Here is a 22,646-nt window from a genome sequence, read left to right on the forward strand (position 1 = left end):
CTTGAGTCTCCAGATAACTCTTGATGCCGCTTGAGGGTTGCCATGATTGTCCCTTCCCTGTCTCAACAAGACGTCGAGCTCTTGCGGGCAGACACACCCGGTGTAGGCCAGCGGATCCACTTTAACAATGCCGGCACGGGTCTGGCCCTGCAACCTTCTCTGAATGCTGTCAAACAGCATCTTGATCTTGAAGCCAAGATCGGAGGTTATGAGGCAGCAGCCGCCGCAATGGCTGACCTCGACGGTTTCTATACAGCACTGGCCGCACTCATCGGCAGCAAACCGCATGAAATCGCCTACATCGAAAACGCCACACGTGCCTGGGATATGGCCTTTTATGCCATCGACTTCCGCGAAGGTGACCGCATCGTGACCGGGCGTGCGGAATATGTATCCAACTATGTCGCTTTTCTTCAGATGCAGCGCCGCAAAGGCATCGAGATCGACATCGTCGAGGATGACGCAGATGGGCAGATTGACCTGAAGCAGCTTCAGTCTACCATCACGCCGAGAACCCGGCTGATCGCTTTGACGCATATCCCGACCTTTTCCGGCTTGATCAATCCTGCCGAAGACGTTGGCGAAATCGCTCGCAAGGCAGGCATTCTATATTTGTTGGACGCTTGCCAGTCAGCCGGCCAGATTCCACTCAGCGTCAACGAAATCGGATGCCAGATGTTGTCCGGCACCGGTCGAAAGTATCTGCGAGGGCCTCGTGGAACCGGTTTTCTTTACGTAAGCGACCGGGTACTTGATCAACTCGACCCACCATTCGTTGATCTGCAGTCGGCTGAATGGATCGACGAAAAAACGTACCGGCTCGTTCCCGGTGCTCGAAGGTTTGAAACCTGGGAAAGATATGTTGCAGGGCAAATCGGTCTGGGAGTTGCCACCACATATGCCATAGGGTTCGGCATGGAGCGCATCGGAAATCGCATTTGTGCACTAGGCGCACAATTGCGCTCTGAACTTAAAGGCATCGCTGGGTCAAACCTGCATGACAAAGGCGCCAGGAAGGGCGGTATCGTGACCTTCACGCTTGATGGAGAACAAGCGGAGCAAACCAAATCCCGATTGTCTGACTCATCGATCAATGTCTCGGTCAGCACCGCAAGTTCGGCACGCATAGATCTCCCCGAACGAGGGCTGGACTCGGTCGTGCGCGCCTCCTTGCATGCATATAATACTGAAGATGAAATCGAACTCTTTGTTAAGGCTCTTCGAAGAATTGGGGAGAAGTCTCCCAGATAATCACGCTACGGGCAGACAGTTTTAAGTCTTAGAGGCTAGTGTAGTTGCGTTTTTAACGTAACTGGTGACCAGCCTTTGCTTGGCAAACGCGAAAATGATGGCGTTCCGCACAGCCTTTCCTCCACCGGTCTAAATGCCGGGCGGAAAATAACTGTCTGGATTTATGGGCTTGCGGCACTGCTCATCGTGCTGTCCGCGGCCTCGCTGACATTTATTGCCCACATGGCATGGCGAGAAGCCGACCGCAAAGCGCTGGAAAGCGAGCAAATGCGTATGGACGCAATGCTCAAGGACATTCACTGGCAGATCGGGCGCGACCAACTGTCCTTGGCCCAATGGGACAAAACCTTCAATGCCGTGCAGGCGCCTCTCGACAAGGAATTCATCGAAGACGAGCTCGTCGAATACCTCTGGGAAGACTATGTGCTGGATCGGACTTTCATTGTCCGAAAGGACGGCACATTGGTTGCTGAGGCTGTCGAAGGCAAAACCAGATTCGGGCCCAAACAGCTGCCGCCCGACAATCTGATAAGAGAACTGGCAGATCAAACGCGAGCTGCCTTTGAGACCAAGCGTGGTGTTTCCGGCTCTGATTTTTCAAACTGGCACATGCCACAATCGGTTCTTCTTGACCTTTCTGCTGCAACATTTGCCGTTGTTGACGGTACGCCTGCGTTCTTGAGTACCATGCCCATTCTGCCAGACGACGGCCAGGTACAGTTGAATGAAGACTATCCACACGTACTCGTAAATGCCGCCTATCTCGATGAAGAGTGGGTCGCAGAAATAAACGACCAGCTCTCGTTCAAGGATTTGCGTTTTCAGCTGGGGGCACCTGCACAGGAAGATGCGAGCAATCACCTGGTCATGTCTTCCGACGGCTCGGTATTCGGATATTTTCGATGGACTCATGCCAAGCCGGGCCGTGAAATCTGGGTCGCCGCCCTGCCCCTGATTTTCGTCCTCGCGACGCTGATCGCGGTCGTTGCTTTCGCCGTGGCAAGCAAGATCAGCCGATTGTCGCGATCGCTGGAAGAGAGCGAGCGGAAAAACCACTATTTTGCCAGGCATGACGCCTTGACCGGCCTGCCCAACAGGCATCACTTTTCCGATTGCCTTGCCTTCGCTCTGGACAACCTGCCCGACTGTCCATTTGCGATACTCACATGCGATTTGGACCGTTTCAAACCGGTCAATGACACTTACGGCCATGAGGCCGGCGACACAGTGATCTGTGCCGTTGCAGACCGACTGCAAGGTCTCGTCGCAGACAAAGGTGTTGTCAGCCGGATTGGCGGTGATGAATTTATCATTCTGGTGACGAGCCTCTCTGACAACCATCCGCTGCACCTTTTGGCAGACCAGCTCAGATCCGCCATTGCACAGCCGATCGACATCGGCAATGGACAGCGCGTGGAAATTGGCATTTCCATCGGAATTGCAACTGCGCCAGACTGTGGCACTACGGAAAAGGACCTGATCCGCCTCGCGGACATGGCACTTTATCGCGCGAAAGATAATGGCCGGAATGCCTTTGAATTCGCCATGGCACCATCCGCGTCCCACGCGGAAGACATTTCGGGCTTCACCACCCAATCAAAGTTGCACTAAGTTCAATCTTTCCATTTTTATCCGTAATACTGGCAATGTGCACAGCACCGAAAATTGCATAAACTCATTGATACTACTCATAAATTTCAATTTTTCGTACATCTTATTAAGCAATCTCTGCTTAGAATTTCATCACATGCAGTAACCCATGGCGTTCATCTTGGTAGATGATGCCGAACAGGATCAAGGTGTGAGCGAGCCTGGCAAAAGATACAGCGACCGGACCTGGAAAGTTCCGCGGCAGCAGATATCGCGACTGGCCTTCCTGCTGGCCGGGCTGCTTATCGCCGTAACTGCGGCGTCGCTCATCTTTGTGGGGCTGGTCGCTTCTCACGCATCGAACCGGCAGGCTATAGCAAATGAGCAGCAATTGTTCGACGGCGCTCTAGCCTACCAAATGCGGACAATTGTACGGGAACAAATTGGTGTTGCCTCATCGGACGAAGCTGTGGCGCGTCTCGTCAACGCTCTGGACCCGGTTCATGTTCAGCTCAGCTTCGATACGCTGTGGACCGACTATCGGCACAATAAGGTGGTGCTGATCTCCGGTGGTGGCGAGGTTCTGGCAGAGTCCTTTGATGACTACATCCACATTATCCGGCGACCTGTCGCTGAAACGCCCGAACTCCAAACTGTTCATGAAAAGCTGAAACTGATTTATCAGCGAAACCGTGTCCGTGTCCCTGGCGGTTTCGGACACAGATCCTTGCAAGGCGTTGACCCGAGCGAATATGCGCTGATGGGTTTCACACGGATCGACGGCAAGCCGGCCATTTTCGGAGCAATGCCCATCGTTCCGGACAAACATGCCCAAACCCTGCCGGATGGACCTCCAACGATCCTCTTCTCCGCCCGCTATCTGGACAGTTTGCTGTTAAAACAGCTCAATGCCCAGCTCCGCTTTGACGCCTTTTCCTTCATTGAAGGCATCGGCCCGGGCGCTCGGGAACCTTTTCATCTGGTCTCAGACCCTAACGGGGAACCGGTGGGCACCTTCAATTGGGCAAGCAAGACCGAAGGAACGTCCATTTGGCCAACGGTCATTCCGGTGATTGCTGTTCTGAGTGTTGCTCTAGCCGCACTTGCATTCGGAATTGCGTGGCGCATCGGACAGCTGACAAGTTCCCTTCAAGCCAGTGAACAGCAAAACCGGTATCTGGCCTTGCATGACACCTTGACCGGGCTTGGGAACAGGCTGCAGTTCAACCGGTCGCTTGAAGCGTCCGTCGAGGCCTTACCGGATCAGCCCTTTGCCGTTGTCCATTGCGACCTCGACAAGTTCAAGGCAGTCAACGACACCTTTGGTCATGCCGCAGGTGACAAGGTCATCAGAACCATTGCAGAGCGTCTGCAGGACATCATAGCAGAACGTGGGCTTGCCTGCCGCATCGGGGGAGACGAGTTTATGTTGCTCTACAAGGGCACGCCCACTCGCGCCGAGTTGACGCGCTGTGCGAAGGCAATGATCAGAGCCGGAAATGAGCCGATCTCCCTGGACGCAACAACATCTGCTCAGATCGGCATGAGTGTTGGGATTGCGATTGCGCCTGATGATGGCGCGACATTTGAGCAGCTCGTGGCAAGGTCCGATGCCGCACTTTATCATTCCAAGAAACTGGGGCGTGGCAGATACTCGTTCTTTGAAGAAACCTTCTTCCAGGAAGAAGAAACCAGTCAAGCGACCGGTCAGGAGCACGCACGCCGTCCGGTTCGAAAATCCGGAACCGGCCCGGCAGCGTAAAGACCGCCGGGACTTCACATTTTTGGTGGCTATGACCGAACGCGATCAGCCCCGCAGCTGTTCTGTTGGCTCACGCATGGTGACCAACTCTTCCGCTGCGGTTGGATGTACGGCAATAGTCCGATCGAAATCTGCCTTTGTTGCCCCCATTTGCAGTGTAACGCCGAGAATTTGAGCCAGTTCTCCGGCGTCCGGCCCAACAACATGCACACCCAGCACTTTCTGCGTCTTCGCATCGACGATCATCTTCATAAGCATTTTCTCGTCGCGCCCGGACAAAGTGTGCTTCATCGGCCGGAAACTGGATTTGTAGATATCAAGATTCGGCGTTTTCTCGAGCGCCTGTTCCTGTGTCAGGCCGACTGTTCCCATTTCAGGTTGGGAGAACACGGCTGTCGCAATCAGGCTATGGTCGACCGTCCAGGCCTTGCCACCGAATATCGTGTCTGCAAAAGCATGACCTTCCCGGATAGCGACCGGCGTCAAGTTGGCCCGGTTGGTGACGTCGCCGACCGCGTAGATCGACGGGACACTTGTCTGAGAGTCATCACTCACCTTGATGGCGCCGATCTTGTCCATTTCAACGCCAGCCTTTTCCAGGCCTAGATCGCTGGTGTGGGGACGACGTCCGATTGCAAACATGATCTGACCGGCCTGGAGACTGCGCCCGCCCTTGGTCGCACCGACCAGCGAGCCATCAGCCTGTTTTTCGATCTTGGAAAAAGTGTCATTTAAAATGACGTTGATACCCTTCTTTTCCATCTCTTCACGAACAGTCGTTCTCAGGTCACGATCAAACCCGCGAAGGATCTCCTCGCCGCGGTAGATCAGTGTGGTGTCGACACCGAGACCATTGAAAATGCCGGCGAATTCGACCGCAATATAGCCACCGCCCGCAACCACGATCTGGTCCGGCAATTCACTCAGGTGAAAGGCTTCATTGGACGTGATGACATGTTCCACACCCGGAAGACTGGTATCAACATTAGGTGACGCCCCAACGGCGATCAGAATGTATTTGGCCGTGATGGTCTGGCCGGTGGAGAGCAGACGAACCGTATGAGCGTCTTCGACAACCGCGCGGCTGTCATGTATGTCCACGTCGGTTCGTTCAAGATTGCGCCGATAAATGCCTTCAAGTCGGGAAATTTCCTGGTCCTTGGCCGCAATCAACTTGGTCCAGTCAAAACTGCGCTCGCCGACCGACCAGCCGAACCCCTCCGCGTCTTCAAACTCCTCAGAGAACTTTGAGGCATAGACAAAGAGTTTCTTCGGGACACAGCCGCGGATAACGCATGTGCCACCGTAGCGATACTCTTCTGCGATCCCGACACGGGCACCATGGGTCGCCGCGATGCGCGCCGCGCGCACGCCGCCGGACCCGCCCCCGATGACAAACAGATCGTAGTTGTACTCAGTCATCACAGCCTCTTCATTCTCAGCCTTGCCGGCTTTTGCTCTTTTGTTTCATTCGGTGCGCAGATAAGCGGTCGTGTTTTTCAAACAAGCCCCTGCGCGAAAACGGACAAATGCCAAAAAAGAGAGTTGCCCGCTAACCCAAACGATTTGGGCCGCGTTCGCGGCCCTTCACGTCAGCCAGAGGGCCGTCGTCAAATCATCGTGTTTTTCATGTGTACACCTGATGCCAACCGGCCTTCCAGGGTACTCAGGATCACTGGGCGCTGTCGATGCGCTCAAGCTCCTGCTGGACCAGTGTCACCATTTCGGTAGACAGGGCATCCTGCCACTCGCGGGCAGACGCAACCGACTTGGAAGTGACAACCGGGATCGAGCGGGTCAGCTTTTGTCCAAGGTCAGTGCTGTAGAACTCAGCAAGCTGATCAAGTTCTTCTTCCGTAAAGCTTTCGGCCCACAGCGTATAAACTCTCTCGTTCAACAGCGCGCGTTTCGGTGCCAGTTGGAGCGCAATCTTCTGGGTCACGTCGATGACGTCTTCTGCACGGGTCGGCTGCGCCTGAATGAAGGCAGTCCGTGTCTGTTCCGCCAACAACGGCAGGATGTCATCAAACGGTTCCAGCATTCTCGTTGCGATTGTCACCTTTTTTGCCGCTGCCAGATGGCTCTCTGAAGGACCATCCTGTGCAAGTGCGGCTGTCGACAGGCAACCGGTAGCCATCATGACTGCGCCCAGAACAGCTGCCCGCGGGAATGATTTGATTAGCTTCATTTTTTACTCCTAGGCGGCTTCCTCATTAGCCTGGAAAGCCATATCCATACTACTTAGATGGGCAAGACGGTCTTTACCCCATCTGTGCCTGCCACGTAAGCTTTTGTTGCAAGTTCGATGAAAAGACCATGTTCGACCACGCCCGGTATGGCAACCAATCGCGCGGCAAGAGCTTTCACATCGGAGATTTTTTCAAGGTGCGCATCCAGGATAAAATGCCCGCCGTCGGTCACGAATGGTTGTGAGGCCCCGCCTCGCAACACCAATGCCTGCGGAAGCCCCAGATCGCTCAGCACCGTGACGATTGCCCGTCGCGTTGCTTCCAGTCCAAACGGGACCACTTCTATCGGCAATGGAAACCGCCCAAGTGCGTCAACTTCCTTGCTGCCATCGGCAATCACGATCATTCGCTCGGAGGCCGCCGCCACGATTTTCTCACGCAGCAAAGCACCTCCCCCACCCTTGATAAGAGCGAGTTGAGGATCGAATTCGTCAGCACCGTCGACGGTCAGATCGAGCTGCGGCAATTCATCCAGGGTGGTCAGTTTTATGCCCAGCCCGGTCGCCAGGTCTCGTGTGCGTTCGGACGTCGGCACACCTACAATGTTCAGGCCTGCTGCCACACGCTTGGCAAGTGCATGCACGAAGAACTCGGCCGTTGAACCCGTTCCAATGCCAAGCCGCATTCCTTCGGTGACGTCTTCTGCCGCGCGTTCCGCTGCTTCCTGTTTAAACTGATCGCTCATTACCCATTCCTCCGGTCAACGCCCATTGACGTGCATGTTGACCGGCCGTCTCTTTTCTGGCCGCCGGGTGCTTAACATGGCCAGCCTCCACCGGTCCAGTGACATTCCCCTTTTCACGGGGGAACTGCCGCAAGACACTTACGGTGCCGCATGGTTAATTTGTTAACCATCATTTTAGACAGACCCTCGATAATACTTGAAATTATTCAGTGTTCGGAAAGCACAGAATCAGATGAACATCTTTCGACTGAAGCCGCGGCGCGATCGGCACAATAATGCTTTGTCGGACGACTTGGTTCGCGACGAGACCACTGAAATTGAACTTCCGGCCGAAACGGATGACCCTTCCCATGCCGACCAGATGGGTTTTGTGCTCGACAGCCTTGAGGACGATTTACAGGTCGCAGCAAAGTCGATCGATTCATCAGCACAAAAAGTGCAGAGCCGACTCGACAGCCAAATGGAAACGCTCGCGTCAATTCGAAGCGGCAGCCAGTCGCTCGCCGATCAGTCAGCCATTGCCGAGGAAAATGCCACCGGACTTGCGGCTTCCATCGAGGAGCTGACGGCATCCAGCGGAGAGATCGGCAATCAGGTCGGCGTTTCCAACGAGCTTGCCAACGAAGCGCGGGATGTTGCCGACGAGGTCAATCAGGGCGTTATGGATCTGAAGCAGGCGATTGATGACATTGCAAATGTTGTCAGCCTGATCTCCGACATCGCCAAGCAAACCAACCTCCTGGCGCTCAATGCGACGATCGAGGCAGCCCGGGCCGGTGAAGCAGGAAAAGGCTTCTCGGTTGTGGCAAGTGAAGTCAAAGCCCTCTCCGTCGAAACACAATCGGCGACCGAGCAAATTGTTGCCAATATCGATCGGCTCAATCAGTCTGCAGAGCAAAGCCTGGGGTCAGTCGGACAGATCATCGACGTGATCGGCAAAATTCGCCCGAGCTTTGCAGCCGTCGAGGAAGCTGTTCAGACCCAGATCGAAACAACGAACGTTATCGGTGGTCAGGCGCACAAAACCGCCGACTTCGTGCAGGAAGTTGTCCACACGGCCCAATCCATCACCAATTCCGCTGCGAAGGCCGAGGAAGGTGGCACGCTGGCGCGCGAGACCGGCGCTGAAATGAGTGCTGCAACCCGGTCCCTGCAATCTCGTTTCACAATGATGATCCGTCAAACCGGGATGGGTGACCGCCGACAATCGGACAGACTGCCCGTCAAGATTCCAGGTACGGTCTCGAGCGGTTCAAAAAGCGTCCGCATTGAAACCCTTGATATTTCCAAAGGTGGACTGCTGTTCAAGCCGGATGAAAACAGTAATTTCTCCAAAGGCTTCACGCTACTTTTGGACCTGAATGGCATTGGCCAGGCCGAAATGAAAATCGTCGCAGTTTCGGAGAACGGCTGTCATTGCGCCTTCAGTGATCCAAATGACGCATTCAAAGCTGGGTTGGAGCGAAAGATCGCGGCCATACACGAAAGTCATGCAGAAGAAGTCGAACGCGCGCAGTCCGGTGCCGCGAGGATCGCTGCCGCAATGGAAAACCTGCTTGCTGCGAACGCACTTACTCAAGACGATCTTTTTGACACGGTCTACAAGCCGATTGCCGGAACCAATCCGCAACAGGTCTCAACGCGCGCGCTTGCCAAACTGGAAGACATGTTGCCCGAGATCCAGGAAGACATTCTTGAGAACTGCAATGGACTGGCTTTTTGCGCAACCGTTGACCGGAATGGCTACTTGCCGGTTCACAACCTTGTTTATTCGAAGCCCCAAAACCCGGACGACCCCGTCTGGAACGCGGCCAACTGCAGAAACAAACGAATTTTCGACGATCGTGCGGGCCTGAGCGCCGCGCGTAACACCCGTCCTTTCCTGATCCAGTCCTACGCAAGGGATATGGGTGGCGGCAACATCGTCTGGATGAAGGAAGTCGATGCACCCATTATCGTGCAAGGCCGGCATTGGGGCGGTTTCCGCACTGCCTATAAGCTCTGACAACATTGAGTTCCAACACTCTGTCACCCATGGCGATTGATTGGCTTGCAGCATTTGCGTGATGCAGATAGGCATTGACGTTCTGCAACTCAGCTGAGGGTCTCATGTCTGTTCTGGTGTTTGATTTGGACGGCACCCTGGTGTCTTCCATGGAAGATCTTGTTGCAACGCTCAATGTTGTCATGACAGCAGCCGGCCATTCGGCCATACCCCAAGACGACGTCGCACATATGGTGGGAATGGGTGCAAAGGTGCTGATCCAAAGAGGTCTGGAGTTCAATGGCATTGACTGGACGGACGCAGACATCGAGCCGCTCTTTGAGCACTTCCTGGAACATTATGCCGCGAACATCGCGGTGCACACGCGCCCCTTCGATGGTGTCGTCGACGCACTCAAGGCATTTCGAGAGGAAGGCTGGAAGCTGGCGGTCTGCACCAACAAGGCAGAGCGCCTGACGCTTCCGCTGCTGACGGAGCTGGACTTGTCTCAATATTTCGACGCTGTCATCAGTGGGGATACATTTCCCGTTTCAAAGCCGGATGCCGCACCGGTGCACGGTGCGATCAACCAGGCGGGAGGCACGGTGACCGGCTCTATCATGATCGGAGACAGCGTTACGGACATCAATGCAGCCCGCAATGCCGGAATTCCGGTCATTGCCGTTGATTTCGGCTACACACCTGTCCCTGTCGAGCAGCTCGGACCCGACAGGATCATTTCCCATTTTGACGAGTTGGCGGGCGCAGTGACGGCCTTGGCCGATGCGCCCTCTAAAACGTCCTGATAGCCTCGCCAAGCGTTGCTCTGATTTCTTCGCTACGCTCCTTCATAGCGGCAATCTCAGTGTCGATCGCTTCGATGCGGGTCTCAGACTCGGCAAGCTTGCGGGCCGTTCGTTTATAGAGATCGGCACCGGTTTGAACGGCAGACAAGTTGGCTCGAAGCCGATCCTGGTCTGACGTCTCCTCATTCTTGCGGGCACGCAGCAGATTGATCTGACGTTCTACCTGGGTGATCTCGGACTGCAGCTTCGCCAGTTCCCTCAATTTGGTAGCTGTCTGCCTTTCAGGGGCGCGTGAAGCCAGACTGACCAGGGTTTGCGCATCGGTCGTGATCAGCGAATATGTTTCTGAAAGCGTACGTTGTTCGAGCACGGCCGCAGTTTCAGTTGCGCCTTCCAGAACTTCAATTTTCAGTCGATTGTGCGTGGCCGTATCGTCCATATGTTCCGATGAGGAAAACTCCCAGCCCGGCCGTTTGGGGTGTTCAATGACAACCGTCCGCGCATCATCAGGCGCGCCTTTGATCGCGTAGCGTGTTTCAGCGCGCTGGCGGACAGAGGCCGTCAAAAGGCCGTTTGCCACCTTGATCGTCGTGATTTCATTGTCAGATTCGGCCGATTGCGCAATTCTGACCTTCTTGTCGGTTGCAAAGCTCGCCATACGGCTTTCGCCTGATGGCATGCCATTGATCTGCGCGTCGCCGACATACCCTTCGCTTTCGTCATAGACCGTCAGGATGCCCCTCGGCAGGCTTGTGTCGGTTTCATTCTTGATCAAGATCGCCGCGATCGGATGCGCCAAGCCGCTTTCGGGCCGATAAACGGAAACAGTTTCTGCGGAAACGACCTTATCGACAATTGGAGCCGACAGTGTTTCACCACTCTCAAGGCTTACAGGCCAGGGCAACGTGAAGGAGGCTGTCACAGCTCCTTCACTTGCCTCGCTGACATTGGCATTTGCCATCTTGCGCGCCATGGGTGCCGGTGCAGGAGCCGCTGCCGACAATGCGGCGATCCTTGAACGGCCGTCGAACATGGCTTCGCTTTCCGCCACCTCAAATCTAGGTTCAGCGCCCGTGTCCGCCGGGGGCACATAACCGGCGGAGACGTCGATCGGAACTTCGCGCCGCTGTTTCCAATAAAGATCATGCAAGCGTTGTTTGAGTGTTACCGGCGCACCTGAAGACAAGGTCACCGTGACATCCCGCCAATCCTCTCCACTGGCGTTTTCCAGAACCGCCCAGGCCTGAAGACGGGCCGTGTCGTCAGCGAGCGTCACAACACGGTAGGCAGTCTTCCAAATGGGAGTTGGCACCACATAGGAAACTGCCACTTCGCGAGCTCCCTCGCCCGCAACCTTCAGCGCCACACTGCGCGCGCCGTCAGACTTGCCTCTGCCGACGGCTCCGAGCGCCTTGGCAACTTTCTGCTGAATATCTTCGTCCAGAAACTGAATTTCCGTATCGGCGGTCAGATCGACGCTTTTGATGCCGCTTGCGCTCAGGACAGAGACGACGTTGCGTTGTCCGCTGTCTCCTTCGTCACGTACGGAAACGCCCAGCACCAAACCTTCAACGCTGGAACCGGCCTTTTCGATGAGCACATTGGTCCCTTGCAGGGCGGCCAACAAACGGGCCGGTGACTGAAGGTCATCAACCGAAAAGGGAAGGTTCTTGAACGTCTCCGCCAGTGGGTTGGGGCCAGGAAGCGTGATGCCCTCGACAACACCCTTTTCATCGAAGACAACAATGCTTTTCAAGACATCGTTCACCTGATCGAGCGGCACCGTCATGTTGATAAGACCGGTGCTATCGATATCCGCCTTGCGAACGACCTCCGCAAGACCACCAGAAGACAGTGTAATGCTGGTTATTGGACCGTTTTCTGCGGCAAGGACAGCAGCGGGAATACTAATAAAAAAAGCGAAAGTTGAAGTAAGTCGAGGCAACATGATTGAAAAACTCCGATCAGACGGCAAGAGGCAAATCGGTAGGCAAACAATACGGCCATTGTGGGAATTCCATGTGCCCTACATCACCAATTTGCACTTGCCAAAGATTGAACACTGCCATGGACAGCGCGCAGCCCAAACAAAAGTTTTCAAGCGGTCAACGCAGGTGGGGAGCGTTTTGTATTTGCGCAACTGGAGAATACCGCTTCATGATCAGGGGGATGTGAAATCACTGCTCGTTGAAAACTGTCAGCCTTCCGGAACCGGATTCAAAGATTCTATAGATACCGCTGCCAAAGTCACTGACAGCGGCTCCGTCGATCTCACGGTGCGCAGAGTTTCGTTAGTTGCCAGCAGAACGGTCTGGTGAACGGCATCACGCTCAATGGAAGCATTCAGTTTCAGGGTGATATGCGCCAGTTCCTGCTCAACTCCATTGCGGAAAACAAAATCGAGGGAACTTGGTGACATCATGTCGACATAACCATTGGCGGCGTATGCACAATCGAAACAGAGCCGCAGAACATCGATCGAAGGTTTCTCGGATTTCAAGAAAACTGGGCATAATTTCTTAATCAAATCCTTAAGAAAGACCGCGACTGTAAGCAATCTGTTAAGTTGGAGCTTACAGGAAGAACGACTCAGTTACCGGTAGAGTTGAGTGAATGGCGAAGTGCCTTTCACAGTCACCGGCCAAGAACCGGCAGCACATGTTCATCACCTTCCTCAAATCCACCACTCTGGCAACATGCCTGATAACAGCGCTCGCTGTTGTTTGTCCCACCCAAGCCCGTCAAAACGTTGACGTGACTTCAACGGACACTGCGCCTGTCAAAAACCCTCGTCAACTCATGCTCGCTTGGCCGAGCCGCTCATCGGCTGACGCACCCTTGAGAGTTGCACAAAGCACGGAGCTCGAGCGGCAAAAGGAGCTGCTTGAATTGCAGCGCCAGTGGATACAGCAGGAACGGCGCCGCCTTGAACAACAGCGGGCCAGCCAGAGGGCCCGCGAGCAAAGCCTGCAGCAGCGTGAGCTGCAACAAAGGCAAGGCCGGGCCGCACAGAACCGTCAAAACTACCAGCGCCAGCAATACCGCTCCCAGCAATACCGCCGCGTCCGCAACCGACCTCAGCAGTATCGCCGCCAGCAATTCCAGAACCAGGGATTCGTGAGGCAGTAAGTCTGTGCCTCAATCAGCATTGTCGCTTTGAACAATCACGACCAGAACCGATATGCTCTCGCCTTTCCGACCAGTTTGTTCAGCCGTCCCCAAGCCATTTCTTAAAAAGAGCCGTTGAATTTTTTCCGACGGAGCCTGTCTGGTATTGTCAGTTGGTGATTCCAATCTGGTGGGAAAAATATGGCTACACAAACCGCAAACAATCCAGCTCGGGAAAAGATGCTGAAAGGTTTGTCCTACCAGAAATCGGGTGAAATCGAGAAAGCGCAACGCTGTTACAAGCAGGTTCTGAAAAGATCTCCAAACCATCCGGACGCCCTGCATTTGCTCGGTGTGACATATCGACAGCTGGGCTATCCAAAGCGAGCGGTTGAATACATTCAAAAAGCCATCAAAGCGAATGGCAACCAGGCTCCATTTTACGCCAACCTGGCTCGGGCAATGATGGACATTGGCACGGACCCTGAAAGCCTTCTGGCGGTATGCAACAAGGCTTTGTTGATAAATCCCAAGGAACGCGAAGCGCGCAATATAAAAGGTATTGCACTCACTCAGCTCAAAGACTTCAACGAAGCCGAAATGATCTTTCAGGAGCTAGTAGTTGAGTATCCCAATTTTTCCGACGTCTATCACAATTTTGGGAACTTATTGATGGAGGCTGACAAAGCAGAACACGCCATCAATTTTTTCACGAAAGCTTGCTTACTGGATCCTGACAATTCGAATAATTTCATTCAACGCTCCAGATGCCGAATGAAATTGAAACAATATGAACCCTCACAGCTGGAACTTTCCGAAGCTCTCGAAAGGTTTCCGGGGGATAGTGAAGTTGAGCATGAAGCTGCGAGGCTATTGTTTTGCATGAACGAGTCTCGGAGAAGCGTTGAATATGCCCGCAATTCACTCGGTTCTGACCCGAAAAACTATCACAAGGCCATTACGTTAGGCGTGAGCCTTTTGATGCTCGGAGAAGAAAAAGAGTCTCTTGAGACAATGAAAATGGCACAAAGATTGGGACCTCAGGGAAACAAAACAATCGAGTGGAACCTTTCGCTGGCGTATCTGGCAAACGGAGATCTTGAAAATGGATGGGCTCTTCACAAAGCTAGATTTGGTGACCCGTCGCTACAGGTAGCAGACCGGAAATTCGAGGTACCGGAATGGACTGGAGAAGACATCTCAAACAAGACTGTATTGGTCTGGGCTGATCAGGGTCTTGGAGATGCACTAAGAGCAGGAACTATGCTGCCAGAACTCATTGAAAAGTCTGGTAAAGTGATCATTGAACTCTCCGAGAAAGCCGCTAAGTTTTTCAAATATTCTTTTCCGAGCACCGTTTGTCGGGTAGCTCAGGTGGATAAAGACCTGAATGCCACTGCGTCTGATTTCGATGTGCATACCAATATCAGTGATCTGGTCGAGTTTTTCCGACCGGATTTGAATTCATTCACAAACGCACAGTGTCCAGTTTATTCTTTTGAGAAAGAGCGTGCGCTTGGCTACCTGGAAAGACTACAAGATCATGAAAATAAACCTATAATCGGGTTCTCCTGGAGGTCGAAAAACCTTGCTGTAAATCGTGCTCGGTTTTATTTGTCAGCGCCAGGGATTGCGCCGATTATGGAGTCTCGTGACGCGATTTTCGTCAACTTGCAATACCTTCCAGTGGCAAAGGAACTTGAGTTTTTTCGAAGCAAGTTCGGAGACAAGTTTCACAACCTGGAAGATGTAGACCTGTTCAATGACCTTCTCGGTGCTGCAGCATTGACTGCGTGCTGCGATCTGGTTGTTTCCGCGAACACAAGTGTTGCTGATATGGCAGGTCTTTTGAACGTTCCATGTATTCGTTTTGGACAACAAGAAGCCAGCTTGCTCCTTGGACAGCAGAATCCTCCATGGTACCCATCCGTGACATACATGCACCCATTTCTGGATCGACCATGTGCGGAATTTGTGCCGGAAATTGTTGCTGCGATGAACAAACACCTGGAAGACTGGTCGCCAGACCCTAGAAATGCTCGGCTTGGCCTATAACGCAACTCCATGGCCTATCAATGGAATTTAACTCAGCCGGGTGTTCGAGCGATCGCAACCAGAGTGTCCGTTCTGTCGATCCGGTTTAATGCAGCCTCATAAGTCGCCGAGAGCTCTGGCGTATCAATTAGCGCCAATGGAGACTTGTGCCCTCCTGGCTTTCCAAAAGACAACCAAGCGAGGTGGTTTGAAATTGGATACCTCTGCACGCCTTCGACGGTGATATCGACGAACCCAGAATACGCCAGCAACCTCTTGAGACTTTCGCGAGTGTGAAGAACGAGGTGTTGGCTCCAGAGGGTAAATGACTGAAACGCCTCATTTTGCAGATCTTCTAGGAGAAAATCCCGCGCATGTGGAACTTCGACAACGACAAGTCCTCCAGGTTTTAACATCCGAAAAATGTCATTCAGAACCAACGCTGGCTCTGGCAGATGTTCCAAAACATGAAAGCTGACTAATGTGTCTATGCTGTTTTCGGAGAAGAACTCCAATGACCTCTGGCACGGGATCCCTTCGTCATTCAGCGCCTCTACATAATTCTTTTGGAGTTCCACACCTGCGACTGATGCTGCTTCATGTTCAACGCGTCTCAAAAATGCGCCATCGCCGCATCCAAAGTCTACTATGTCGCGCCCGCAGATATATTTTCTGTATGCTTCAGAACGGCGCCTCGCGTCCCGCGAGACCTCAAAATCGCGATTTCCTGATGCCGCTAGATTTACGGACCTGTACTGCCCTTCTTCGTAGATCTCGTCGCCACCATAAAAATTATCTATGTAGATCACGCCAGAGTGCCGGTCCCTATAGACCGTAAGGTCGCTTCGGTCCCTTGTACCGTGAGCAAAAACCTCTCTATTAGCCTCGCTGGCAACACCAATATTACTGAGGGTTTGGAAAATACCTGCCGTCATGACACGCCTACCTGAATTTGACATCTGCCGTTGAAATTAATTGTGCGTACTGGGCCCGTTTTCAACGGCATTGGCATAAGTTTCTAGCGTGAGCCAATCCCTTGGCGTGTCCAAATCGATTTCCGTTGCATCTGGCAAAACAACCGGAACGCTTTTGCCGAAAAACCGTTGCCCAGAGCTCAGAAACCCGTTCATGTCGAGCGCATAGATAGCCCCCGTCTCCCTGTATTCCTTCGAACGATCCTGGCGCCGCTGACGCGGCTTGGAGGCGTCATGATTTACACCTACACCCGTCCCGTCTGGGTTGATTTTCCAAAGAAACGCATGGACTTCAACAACGGAAAATGCCGTATCAGCGTTAAGTTTACTTCGTTCACTTACAACTTTGTCTATTTCTGCAGAAGTTGTTAGCGGCGAGGTACACTGAAGAAACACTACTGTCTCTGCGTTGGCGCACGATTCCTGTGACTGAATTGCATGCAATAGCGCTGATTCAGATGAAGCCTCATCGCCCGAAATCTCAGCCGGCCTTTGCACGGTTCTTGCACCGTATTTCTCAGCGATCGACAAGATAACATCGTCGTCGCTTGAAACGATGACATCGGAGATTGATTGCGCCTTCATCGCTGCACGAATGGTGTGCGCTATTAGGGGCTCACCAAGAAAAAGCTTTATGTTTTTTCCCGGAATTCCTTTGGAACCGCCACGAGCCGGAATTATTGCGACAGCACGCTTCATAACGTTCCCTATATTCTTCAAAAGGTTTTCATGTGAACAGTTCTAAAAACCTTGCGTATTCACTGCCGCCTTTTTCAAGTCGTAGATTGCCATGCGTCTTGCAATTTCAGGCGCTAGGACTTCGGGTTTCCAACCAAGAACTTCCTGCGCTTTCGAATTGTCGCCACGCAAGTAGACAACGTCAGACGCCCTGAAGTATCTCTGATCGACAAAGGCTATCATCTTGCCGGTCTTGCGATCGTAGCATTTCTCTTCAATGCCTTCTCCTTCTGAGTAGAGATCGAAGCCGAATTCCTGAGCTGCCAGGAATAGAAACTCCCTGACAGTGTATTCGGTATTTGTTGAGATCACGAAATCATCAGGACTATCGTGATCAAGCATCTTAACCATCATGTCGGTATATTCCGGCGCATATCCCCAATCCCGCACACTGCTCAGATTGCCTAGTGGCATGGCTTCCGCGTTCTGAACTTTGATACGAGCGAGCCAACTGGTGATCTTGCACGTCACGAACTCGTATCCGCGCAGCTCAGACTCATGGTTGAAAAGTATCCCAGAAGTCGCAAACATATCATAGGCTTGCCGATAATTCACGACGATAGAATGCGCAGCGAGTTTTGACACCGCGTATGGGCTTAATGGGTTAAAGGGCGTTTTTTCGGTTTGGGGTTTCTCAAGGACATCCCCATACATTTCGGATGTCGAAGCCTGATAGAGTCTAGCGTCTAGTTTCAAGAGGCGCATGGCTTCCAGGATATTTAGTACGCCCATATAGTTCACGTCGGAAGTATAGTGCGGGAACTGAAAGCTATCAGCGACAAAACTCTGTGCAGCCAAATTGAAAATCAATTCGGGCCGAATTTCATTTAAGATATTCTGGACATTGGCAAATTCTGTCACCTCCAAGGTACAGAATTTGATTTTATCCCTTATTCCCAGTTCCTTTAGACGACCGGTCTTTGAGGTGCTTCCTCGACGCATTGCCCCCCAAACTTCATCACCCCGGTTCAACAGAGAACGAGCCAAAAAAGCCCCGTCCTGACCAGATATTCCGGTGATTAGCACTTTAGCCATGCTTCTCTCCTAGCTGCCGAATAGCATTTTCAAATCCGTCTCCTTCCGACAAATGGCCCTGCCAGACTTCAAGTACTTTGCGTCCTGGACCATTGATAAAAGAAGTTGGATCTCCCAGATCACCATGACCAAACTCTATTCCCTCCCCATCTATTCCGGTCGCGTCCGCAATATGAATATGCCTGGCAAGTGGGATAAGTTTTCGTACCAGTCTCGCCAATTGGCCTTGGCGTAGTTCGCTGATAAAATCAGATGGGACAGATCAAGGCACAACTCCATGCCAGTTTCTTGCAGTGTCGCTATGTCGCCTTCATCGCAAAACATATCCAGAACGTCTGCGCCACCAAAATACCATGCAATTTTTGGCAGCCATTGCGGGAAAATTGGAGCGCCGCGATTCTGGCCTGTATTGAACAGAAATGTTTGCAACATTTCGTATGTCTGGAATTTTCCTTCAGGCCTCAATCGAGAAAAGCTACCGACGATCGGCACCTCTGCGCCCGTCCGATTTGCCAACTCTAATGCAAGATCAACGCAAGTATCGATGACAGACCGGCTTCCCTTCCGAATTCTTTCATCTCCGCTGAGTGGATCGATCAGTGTTTTGCTGTCGATATAGTCGGGTATATGAATGGAATAGTGCTTGGCCAAATCGAGTTTCGACAGGCCATCTGCCATCGAAACTCGGAACCTCTCGACTTCTTCATAAGAGAGATGCAGCTCATTGTTCTTGATTGGAAAGCGCTCCTGCAGAGCTCTCGCATCGTGCAGTCTCAATGGGATCGAAAGTTGTTTTTCGTCGCAAAACAAAACAAGATCTTTTTGAAGCGGAGGCTTTAATTCAGTGAAATGCTGCTCCGCAATTGCGCTACCGGCAGCAATAGATCTTTTGACTTCGCCAAGATTCTTCTGATTCACGCTGTCCCAGGTCAGACCTTTGCGGGGTGCTCTCGTGACCGTATTCTGTAAACTCAATTTTTCGCCTACTTCGATCGTGCGGGAAGCATATAGCGATGATCCCAGGTTTTGCATGTTTATGCGTTCACCCTGGTTCAATTCGCGTTCCCCTTCCCCCTGCACAGCTTTGAACGAGTTCAATAAACGACAAAACCTAGCAAACTCATCAGGATCAGAACTTGAACTGTCATCTATGCCGCGTCCCCTTTTGTCCAGGGTCAAATGGCGCTCAAATACTGTTGCACCATTTGCTGCAGCTACGAGGCACACTTCCCAATCCAAGTCATGGCTAGAGTAGCCTACGACCGAATTCGATCTTTCCTTCAAGCTTTTGATAAATGCCATTTGCTGGTTTCCCAGCAATACCGGATAGTTGGAAATACAGTGCAGATAAATGATGCCCGGGATGTTTTTCGTTGCATCGACTGCACGAAAAATGTCCTCTTCGCTATGGCCACCAGTACTCAAGATGAGCGGTTTGCCTAGTGCGGCTAGCGATTTGATCAAGTTTTGTTGAGTAGTTCTGCAGAAGGAACTTTGAAGAAATCAAACTCATTAATATTATCGCCAAAATCAATTGTATCTTCGAATTTAAAAAAACTTATTCCCGCGGTCATACCACTACTTTTTATTCCTGCACTGAGTTCAAGAACAACTGAAGGCGGTATATAACATTCGTCAATTTCTCGACTAAGGATCTCGTCGCCGATCTCGTCTGTGGCCTGATAGAATCCATGTTTGCTGCGATATTGGAATTTCGCTCCCCATGCGCCTGCTTCGCTGGCAATCTTGATCAGTTGTTCTGCGACTTCGGTTGAACCGCGGTGATTTATACCTAGTTCAGCAATAACTTTCATGAGGTGGAACCCAATTGCGGAAGGGTCCAGCAATCGGGCCAGAACCTATCGGTTTAGGTTCTAAGAGTATTGCATGGTGTCGGCAGTTGAAATTCTTACAACGTACTTCGACGCTGCCTTCCACAGATATGCGAAAGTCATTGCTTGATTTTCCAGCTTTTTCAGAGCCGACTTGCACGATCACCGCTTATTTGCTTCTAGAAAAAAAGGGTCGGACAAACCGACCCTTAGAAGACTCTCTAACTTTCCAAATATTTTTAACCCACGAATGCCCGTTCAACGACGAACTCGGCGGGTTTGTTGTTTGCGCCCTCGTTGAGGCCAGCGGCTTCTAGCAGTTGTTTGGTGTCTCGGATCATGTCCATGGAGCCGCAGATCATGCCGCGGTCGACCGCAGGGTCGAGTGGAGGTACGCCGAGATCCTCAAACAGTTTGCCTGACTGGATCAAATCGGTAATGCGGCCCTGGCGTGGAAAGTCTTCACGGGTGACAGACGTATAATGCACCAGTTTGTCTTTCGCATACTCCCCGATCAGCGGATCGTTGATTGTTTCCTGAACCAGTTCTTCGCCGTATTTCAGCTCTGCCACCTCGCGGCAGGTGTGGGTCAGGATGACCTGATCGAACTTTTCATAGGTATCAGGATCCCGGATCAGGCTCGCGAAAGGTGCGATCCCTGTACCGGTTGAAAACATATAGACCCTTTTGCCGGGCACGAGCGCGTCGTTGACGAGCGTCCCGGTCGGCTTCTTTTTCATCAAAACCGCATCGCCCGGCTGGATCTTCTGGAGATGCGAAGTCAGCGGACCGTCCGGAACCTTGATGGAGAAGAACTCCAGTTCCTCGTCCCAGGCTGGGCTGGCAATCGAGTAGGCACGGTAAAGCGGTTTGCCGTCGATCATGAGACCGATCATGACGAACTCGCCGGAACGGAAGCGAAAGCTCGCCGGGCGGGTCATGCGGAACCGGAACAGCCGATCCGTGTAATGTTGTACAGTTTTCACTTCCTCGACGAAGACACCTGCCGGCGCGGCAGCTTCAAGATCAGCGGGTTTGGCAAGTACATTCATTTGAGTTGAGGTCCGTAGGTCATCGCACTGGTGGATTTGTGCCCCATGTAGCACCACTCCTACATTGACTTGAAGCAACCCGCATCCACGAAACAACCGAATTTCAAAAAAAACATTCTAATTTCGGTCAACTTTCAGGGTCCATGTCCCCATTTCGAAGAGATGCGTCCATTCGAGCCCGTGCCAGCCATTTCTCAACGCATAAAGTGAAGTTCATTCAAAGGGCAGAACCAGGTTATCAAAAGCCCTACTCCCGACCCGTTGCGGCCGGTGATTTCTAACAACTGAAACCGGAAAATATTGTCATTGGCATCGCCGAATGGCGATCACGCATTCGCTCACAATTTGCAATCATTTGTGACAATTCAAAGAATTCGACAGTCTATGTCGCTTTTTATTTGACAGACCAAGACAAATTGAAAAATCTGTAGATAAACAAAGACAAACCTCAATAATACCTTCCAACGAGGTGAAGTAAATGTCCGGACGCACACACGAAGAAACAGGCCAGACGATAGCATTCGTTCTGTTGGACCGGTTCTCCATGAACGCATTCGCAAGCGTCATTGAACCACTGCGTATAGCAAATCGGCTGCTCGGCCGGGAGTATTACGCATGGACGACTTATTCCCTTGACGGGAATTCAGTCATAGCAAGCAACGGATGCGAGGTTGCAGTAAAAAAGTCTATTCGTGAGCTTCACGACGCTGACATTACACTGTTGTGTACTGGCATTGATGTGGAACGCTTGCCGCTCAATCCGGATCTCGGCAACAAGCTCAGGCGTTTAAATGCCATGGGCCGCACATTTGGCGCCATCTGCACGGGCGCCTATCTCCTGGCCAGATACAATCTGCTCGATGGCAGACGCTGCACCATTCATTGGGAGAACCTGCGGTCACTGCGTGAAGAGTTTCCGGACGTTGAAGTGACCTCTGATATCTTTGCAATTGACCGCAATTGCATCACCTGCGCAGGCGGCATGGCGTCGCTCGACATGATCCTGCGGCTGATTGCCATCCAGCATGGAGCATATCTTGCGCACGAGGTCGCCGAGGTCGCGCTTTACCAGAACATGCGCTCAGGCGAGATCTGCTCAGCGTCATGACATTGAGGCCCGGACCGGTATCTCCAATGCCAAGATCCTCGATGCCATTCGCATCATGGATCTGCACATTGAAGATCCGCTCAGTTGCCAGCAACTGGCGATGACCGTGAACCTGTCCCCACGTCAGCTTGAGCGTCTGTTCCGTCGTCATTTCAATTGCACACCGGGCCAGTATTACCTGCGTCTGCGGCTTGAAACCGCGCGGGATCTTCTGCGCCGGACAAGCCGTCCGGTGCTGGACGTTGCTCTAGCCTGCGGCTTTGCCTCCACGTCTCATTTCACCAAGTGCTATCGGGAACGTTTCCTGTGTACGCCGACGGAAGAGCGGCAGTCTTACCAATGGGCCAATACCAAATCCACGTCCGGTGTCGGGACTGCAACGCCTATGAGGCTCGTCGCAAAGTCCTGATGTGCTGTGTTGGTCTTTTCAAGAACGCC

The 22,646-nt window shown here is 52.5% G+C and carries 20 protein-coding genes; 8 read left to right on the forward strand and 12 right to left on the reverse strand.

All coding sequences use genetic code 11. The features are described 5' to 3' along the window. Positions 1 to 42: 42 nt before the first annotated feature. The 3 genes from ACZ1HV_RS04955 (at position 43) to ACZ1HV_RS04965 (ending at position 4,603) form a co-directional block, all read left to right on the forward strand. Positions 43 to 1,251, forward strand: a complete 1,209-nt coding sequence (locus ACZ1HV_RS04955) for an aminotransferase class V-fold PLP-dependent enzyme (protein WP_472717484.1) — start codon at positions 43 to 45, stop codon at positions 1,249 to 1,251. Positions 1,252 to 1,326: 75 nt separating this feature from the next. Continuing rightward, a complete protein-coding gene (locus ACZ1HV_RS04960; RefSeq protein ID WP_472717485.1) occupies positions 1,327 to 2,862 on the forward strand; it encodes a sensor domain-containing diguanylate cyclase in 1,536 nt (511 codons plus the stop codon). A 148-nt stretch (positions 2,863 to 3,010) separates the two neighbouring features. Beyond that, positions 3,011 to 4,603, forward strand: a complete 1,593-nt coding sequence (locus tag ACZ1HV_RS04965; RefSeq protein ID WP_472717486.1) for a sensor domain-containing diguanylate cyclase — start codon at positions 3,011 to 3,013, stop codon at positions 4,601 to 4,603. Between the two features lie 45 nt (positions 4,604 to 4,648). Here the strand turns inward: ACZ1HV_RS04965 and gor are convergent, their stop codons facing one another. The 3 genes from gor to rpiA all read right to left on the reverse strand — a co-directional run bounded on the left by gor (position 4,649) and on the right by rpiA (position 7,537). After that, on the reverse strand, positions 4,649 to 6,025 hold the full coding sequence (gor, locus tag ACZ1HV_RS04970; protein ID WP_298814622.1) for a glutathione-disulfide reductase: 1,377 nt from the start codon (positions 6,023 to 6,025) through the stop codon (positions 4,649 to 4,651). Positions 6,026 to 6,275: 250 nt separating this feature from the next. Continuing rightward, entirely contained in the window at positions 6,276 to 6,791 is a 516-nt protein-coding gene (locus tag ACZ1HV_RS04975) for a DUF2059 domain-containing protein (RefSeq protein ID WP_298814625.1), read from the reverse strand. Positions 6,792 to 6,844: 53 nt separating this feature from the next. Beyond that, entirely contained in the window at positions 6,845 to 7,537 is a 693-nt protein-coding gene (gene rpiA, locus ACZ1HV_RS04980) for a ribose-5-phosphate isomerase RpiA (RefSeq protein WP_472717487.1), read from the reverse strand. Between the two features lie 232 nt (positions 7,538 to 7,769). Between rpiA and ACZ1HV_RS04985 the strand changes: the two genes are divergently transcribed. Both ACZ1HV_RS04985 and gph read left to right on the forward strand, forming a co-directional pair. Further along, positions 7,770 to 9,542, forward strand: coding sequence for a methyl-accepting chemotaxis protein (locus ACZ1HV_RS04985; RefSeq protein WP_472717488.1), 1,773 nt, complete (start codon positions 7,770 to 7,772; stop codon positions 9,540 to 9,542). 104 nt (positions 9,543 to 9,646) lie between these two features. Further along, positions 9,647 to 10,327, forward strand: coding sequence for a phosphoglycolate phosphatase (gene gph / locus ACZ1HV_RS04990; RefSeq protein ID WP_472717489.1), 681 nt, complete (start codon positions 9,647 to 9,649; stop codon positions 10,325 to 10,327). On the opposite strand, the gene ACZ1HV_RS04995 is transcribed toward gph, so the two are convergent. From ACZ1HV_RS04995 to ACZ1HV_RS05005, 3 genes are all read right to left on the reverse strand, one after another. Continuing rightward, positions 10,314 to 12,275, reverse strand: a complete 1,962-nt coding sequence (locus ACZ1HV_RS04995) for a DUF4139 domain-containing protein (protein WP_472717490.1) — start codon at positions 12,273 to 12,275, stop codon at positions 10,314 to 10,316. The two genes, gph and ACZ1HV_RS04995, sit on opposite strands and share 14 nt — an antisense overlap. Positions 12,276 to 12,524: 249 nt before the next feature. Beyond that, on the reverse strand, positions 12,525 to 12,827 hold the full coding sequence (locus ACZ1HV_RS05000; RefSeq protein ID WP_472717491.1) for a hypothetical protein: 303 nt from the start codon (positions 12,825 to 12,827) through the stop codon (positions 12,525 to 12,527). A gap of 320 nt (positions 12,828 to 13,147) precedes the next feature. Continuing rightward, positions 13,148 to 13,426: a hypothetical protein gene (locus ACZ1HV_RS05005; protein WP_472717492.1), complete on the reverse strand. Its 279-nt coding sequence runs from the start codon at positions 13,424 to 13,426 to the stop codon at positions 13,148 to 13,150. A gap of 210 nt (positions 13,427 to 13,636) precedes the next feature. Here ACZ1HV_RS05005 and ACZ1HV_RS05010 point away from each other — a divergent pair, with 210 nt between their 5' ends. Further along, positions 13,637 to 15,490 carry a tetratricopeptide repeat protein gene (locus ACZ1HV_RS05010; protein WP_472717493.1) on the forward strand — a complete coding sequence of 618 codons (1,854 nt, stop codon included), beginning with the start codon at positions 13,637 to 13,639 and terminating at the stop codon, positions 15,488 to 15,490. Positions 15,491 to 15,522: 32 nt separating this feature from the next. Here the strand turns inward: ACZ1HV_RS05010 and ACZ1HV_RS05015 are convergent, their stop codons facing one another. The 6 genes from ACZ1HV_RS05015 to ACZ1HV_RS05040 form a co-directional block, all read right to left on the reverse strand. Beyond that, a complete protein-coding gene (locus tag ACZ1HV_RS05015) occupies positions 15,523 to 16,404 on the reverse strand; it encodes a class I SAM-dependent methyltransferase (RefSeq protein ID WP_472717494.1) in 882 nt (293 codons plus the stop codon). 36 nt (positions 16,405 to 16,440) lie between these two features. Further along, positions 16,441 to 17,142: an acylneuraminate cytidylyltransferase family protein gene (locus tag ACZ1HV_RS05020; RefSeq protein ID WP_472717495.1), complete on the reverse strand. Its 702-nt coding sequence runs from the start codon at positions 17,140 to 17,142 to the stop codon at positions 16,441 to 16,443. Between the two features lie 42 nt (positions 17,143 to 17,184). Then, positions 17,185 to 18,216: a GDP-mannose 4,6-dehydratase gene (locus ACZ1HV_RS05025; protein ID WP_472717496.1), complete on the reverse strand. Its 1,032-nt coding sequence runs from the start codon at positions 18,214 to 18,216 to the stop codon at positions 17,185 to 17,187. 150 nt (positions 18,217 to 18,366) lie between these two features. After that, complete coding sequence (locus ACZ1HV_RS05030) at positions 18,367 to 19,641, reverse strand: N-acetylneuraminate synthase family protein (protein WP_472717497.1); 1,275 nt, start codon at positions 19,639 to 19,641, stop codon at positions 18,367 to 18,369. 35 nt (positions 19,642 to 19,676) lie between these two features. Next, positions 19,677 to 20,030 carry a hypothetical protein gene (locus ACZ1HV_RS05035; protein WP_472717498.1) on the reverse strand — a complete coding sequence of 118 codons (354 nt, stop codon included), beginning with the start codon at positions 20,028 to 20,030 and terminating at the stop codon, positions 19,677 to 19,679. Between the two features lie 257 nt (positions 20,031 to 20,287). Next, positions 20,288 to 21,100, reverse strand: a complete 813-nt coding sequence (locus tag ACZ1HV_RS05040; protein WP_472717499.1) for a ferredoxin--NADP reductase — start codon at positions 21,098 to 21,100, stop codon at positions 20,288 to 20,290. A gap of 478 nt (positions 21,101 to 21,578) precedes the next feature. On the opposite strand from ACZ1HV_RS05040, the gene ACZ1HV_RS05045 reads away from it, so the two are divergent. After that, positions 21,579 to 22,208 (forward strand): AraC family transcriptional regulator, encoded by a 630-nt coding sequence (locus ACZ1HV_RS05045; RefSeq protein ID WP_472717500.1) that lies wholly within the window; start codon positions 21,579 to 21,581, stop codon positions 22,206 to 22,208. After that, positions 22,138 to 22,617 carry a helix-turn-helix domain-containing protein gene (locus ACZ1HV_RS05050; protein WP_472717501.1) on the forward strand — a complete coding sequence of 160 codons (480 nt, stop codon included), beginning with the start codon at positions 22,138 to 22,140 and terminating at the stop codon, positions 22,615 to 22,617. The genes ACZ1HV_RS05045 and ACZ1HV_RS05050 overlap by 71 nt, the downstream gene beginning before the upstream one ends. Positions 22,618 to 22,646: the final 29 nt, after the last annotated feature.

The organism is Roseibium sp. JB4-4, from assembly GCF_055693425.1.

Excerpts from the sequence above, each read along its gene's own strand:
- ACZ1HV_RS05025 (WP_472717496.1), bottom strand. The coding sequence starts at position 18,216 with ATGGCTAAAGTGCTAATCACCGGAATATCTGGTCAGGACGGGGCTTTT.
- ACZ1HV_RS05040 (WP_472717499.1), bottom strand. The coding sequence starts at position 21,100 with ATGAATGTACTTGCCAAACCCGCTGATCTTGAAGCTGCCGCGCCGGCA.
- ACZ1HV_RS04955 (WP_472717484.1), top strand. The coding sequence starts at position 43 with ATGATTGTCCCTTCCCTGTCTCAACAAGACGTCGAGCTCTTGCGGGCA.
- gph (WP_472717489.1), top strand. The coding sequence starts at position 9,647 with ATGTCTGTTCTGGTGTTTGATTTGGACGGCACCCTGGTGTCTTCCATG.
- ACZ1HV_RS04985 (WP_472717488.1), top strand. The coding sequence starts at position 7,770 with ATGAACATCTTTCGACTGAAGCCGCGGCGCGATCGGCACAATAATGCT.
- ACZ1HV_RS05010 (WP_472717493.1), top strand. The coding sequence starts at position 13,637 with ATGGCTACACAAACCGCAAACAATCCAGCTCGGGAAAAGATGCTGAAA.
- ACZ1HV_RS04995 (WP_472717490.1), bottom strand. The coding sequence starts at position 12,275 with ATGTTGCCTCGACTTACTTCAACTTTCGCTTTTTTTATTAGTATTCCC.
- ACZ1HV_RS05020 (WP_472717495.1), bottom strand. The coding sequence starts at position 17,142 with ATGAAGCGTGCTGTCGCAATAATTCCGGCTCGTGGCGGTTCCAAAGGA.
- ACZ1HV_RS04965 (WP_472717486.1), top strand. The coding sequence starts at position 3,011 with ATGGCGTTCATCTTGGTAGATGATGCCGAACAGGATCAAGGTGTGAGC.
- rpiA (WP_472717487.1), bottom strand. The coding sequence starts at position 7,537 with ATGAGCGATCAGTTTAAACAGGAAGCAGCGGAACGCGCGGCAGAAGAC.
- ACZ1HV_RS05045 (WP_472717500.1), top strand. The coding sequence starts at position 21,579 with ATGTCCGGACGCACACACGAAGAAACAGGCCAGACGATAGCATTCGTT.
- gor (WP_298814622.1), bottom strand. The coding sequence starts at position 6,025 with ATGACTGAGTACAACTACGATCTGTTTGTCATCGGGGGCGGGTCCGGC.
- ACZ1HV_RS05035 (WP_472717498.1), bottom strand. The coding sequence starts at position 20,030 with ATGAAAGTTATTGCTGAACTAGGTATAAATCACCGCGGTTCAACCGAA.
- ACZ1HV_RS05015 (WP_472717494.1), bottom strand. The coding sequence starts at position 16,404 with ATGACGGCAGGTATTTTCCAAACCCTCAGTAATATTGGTGTTGCCAGC.
- ACZ1HV_RS04975 (WP_298814625.1), bottom strand. The coding sequence starts at position 6,791 with ATGAAGCTAATCAAATCATTCCCGCGGGCAGCTGTTCTGGGCGCAGTC.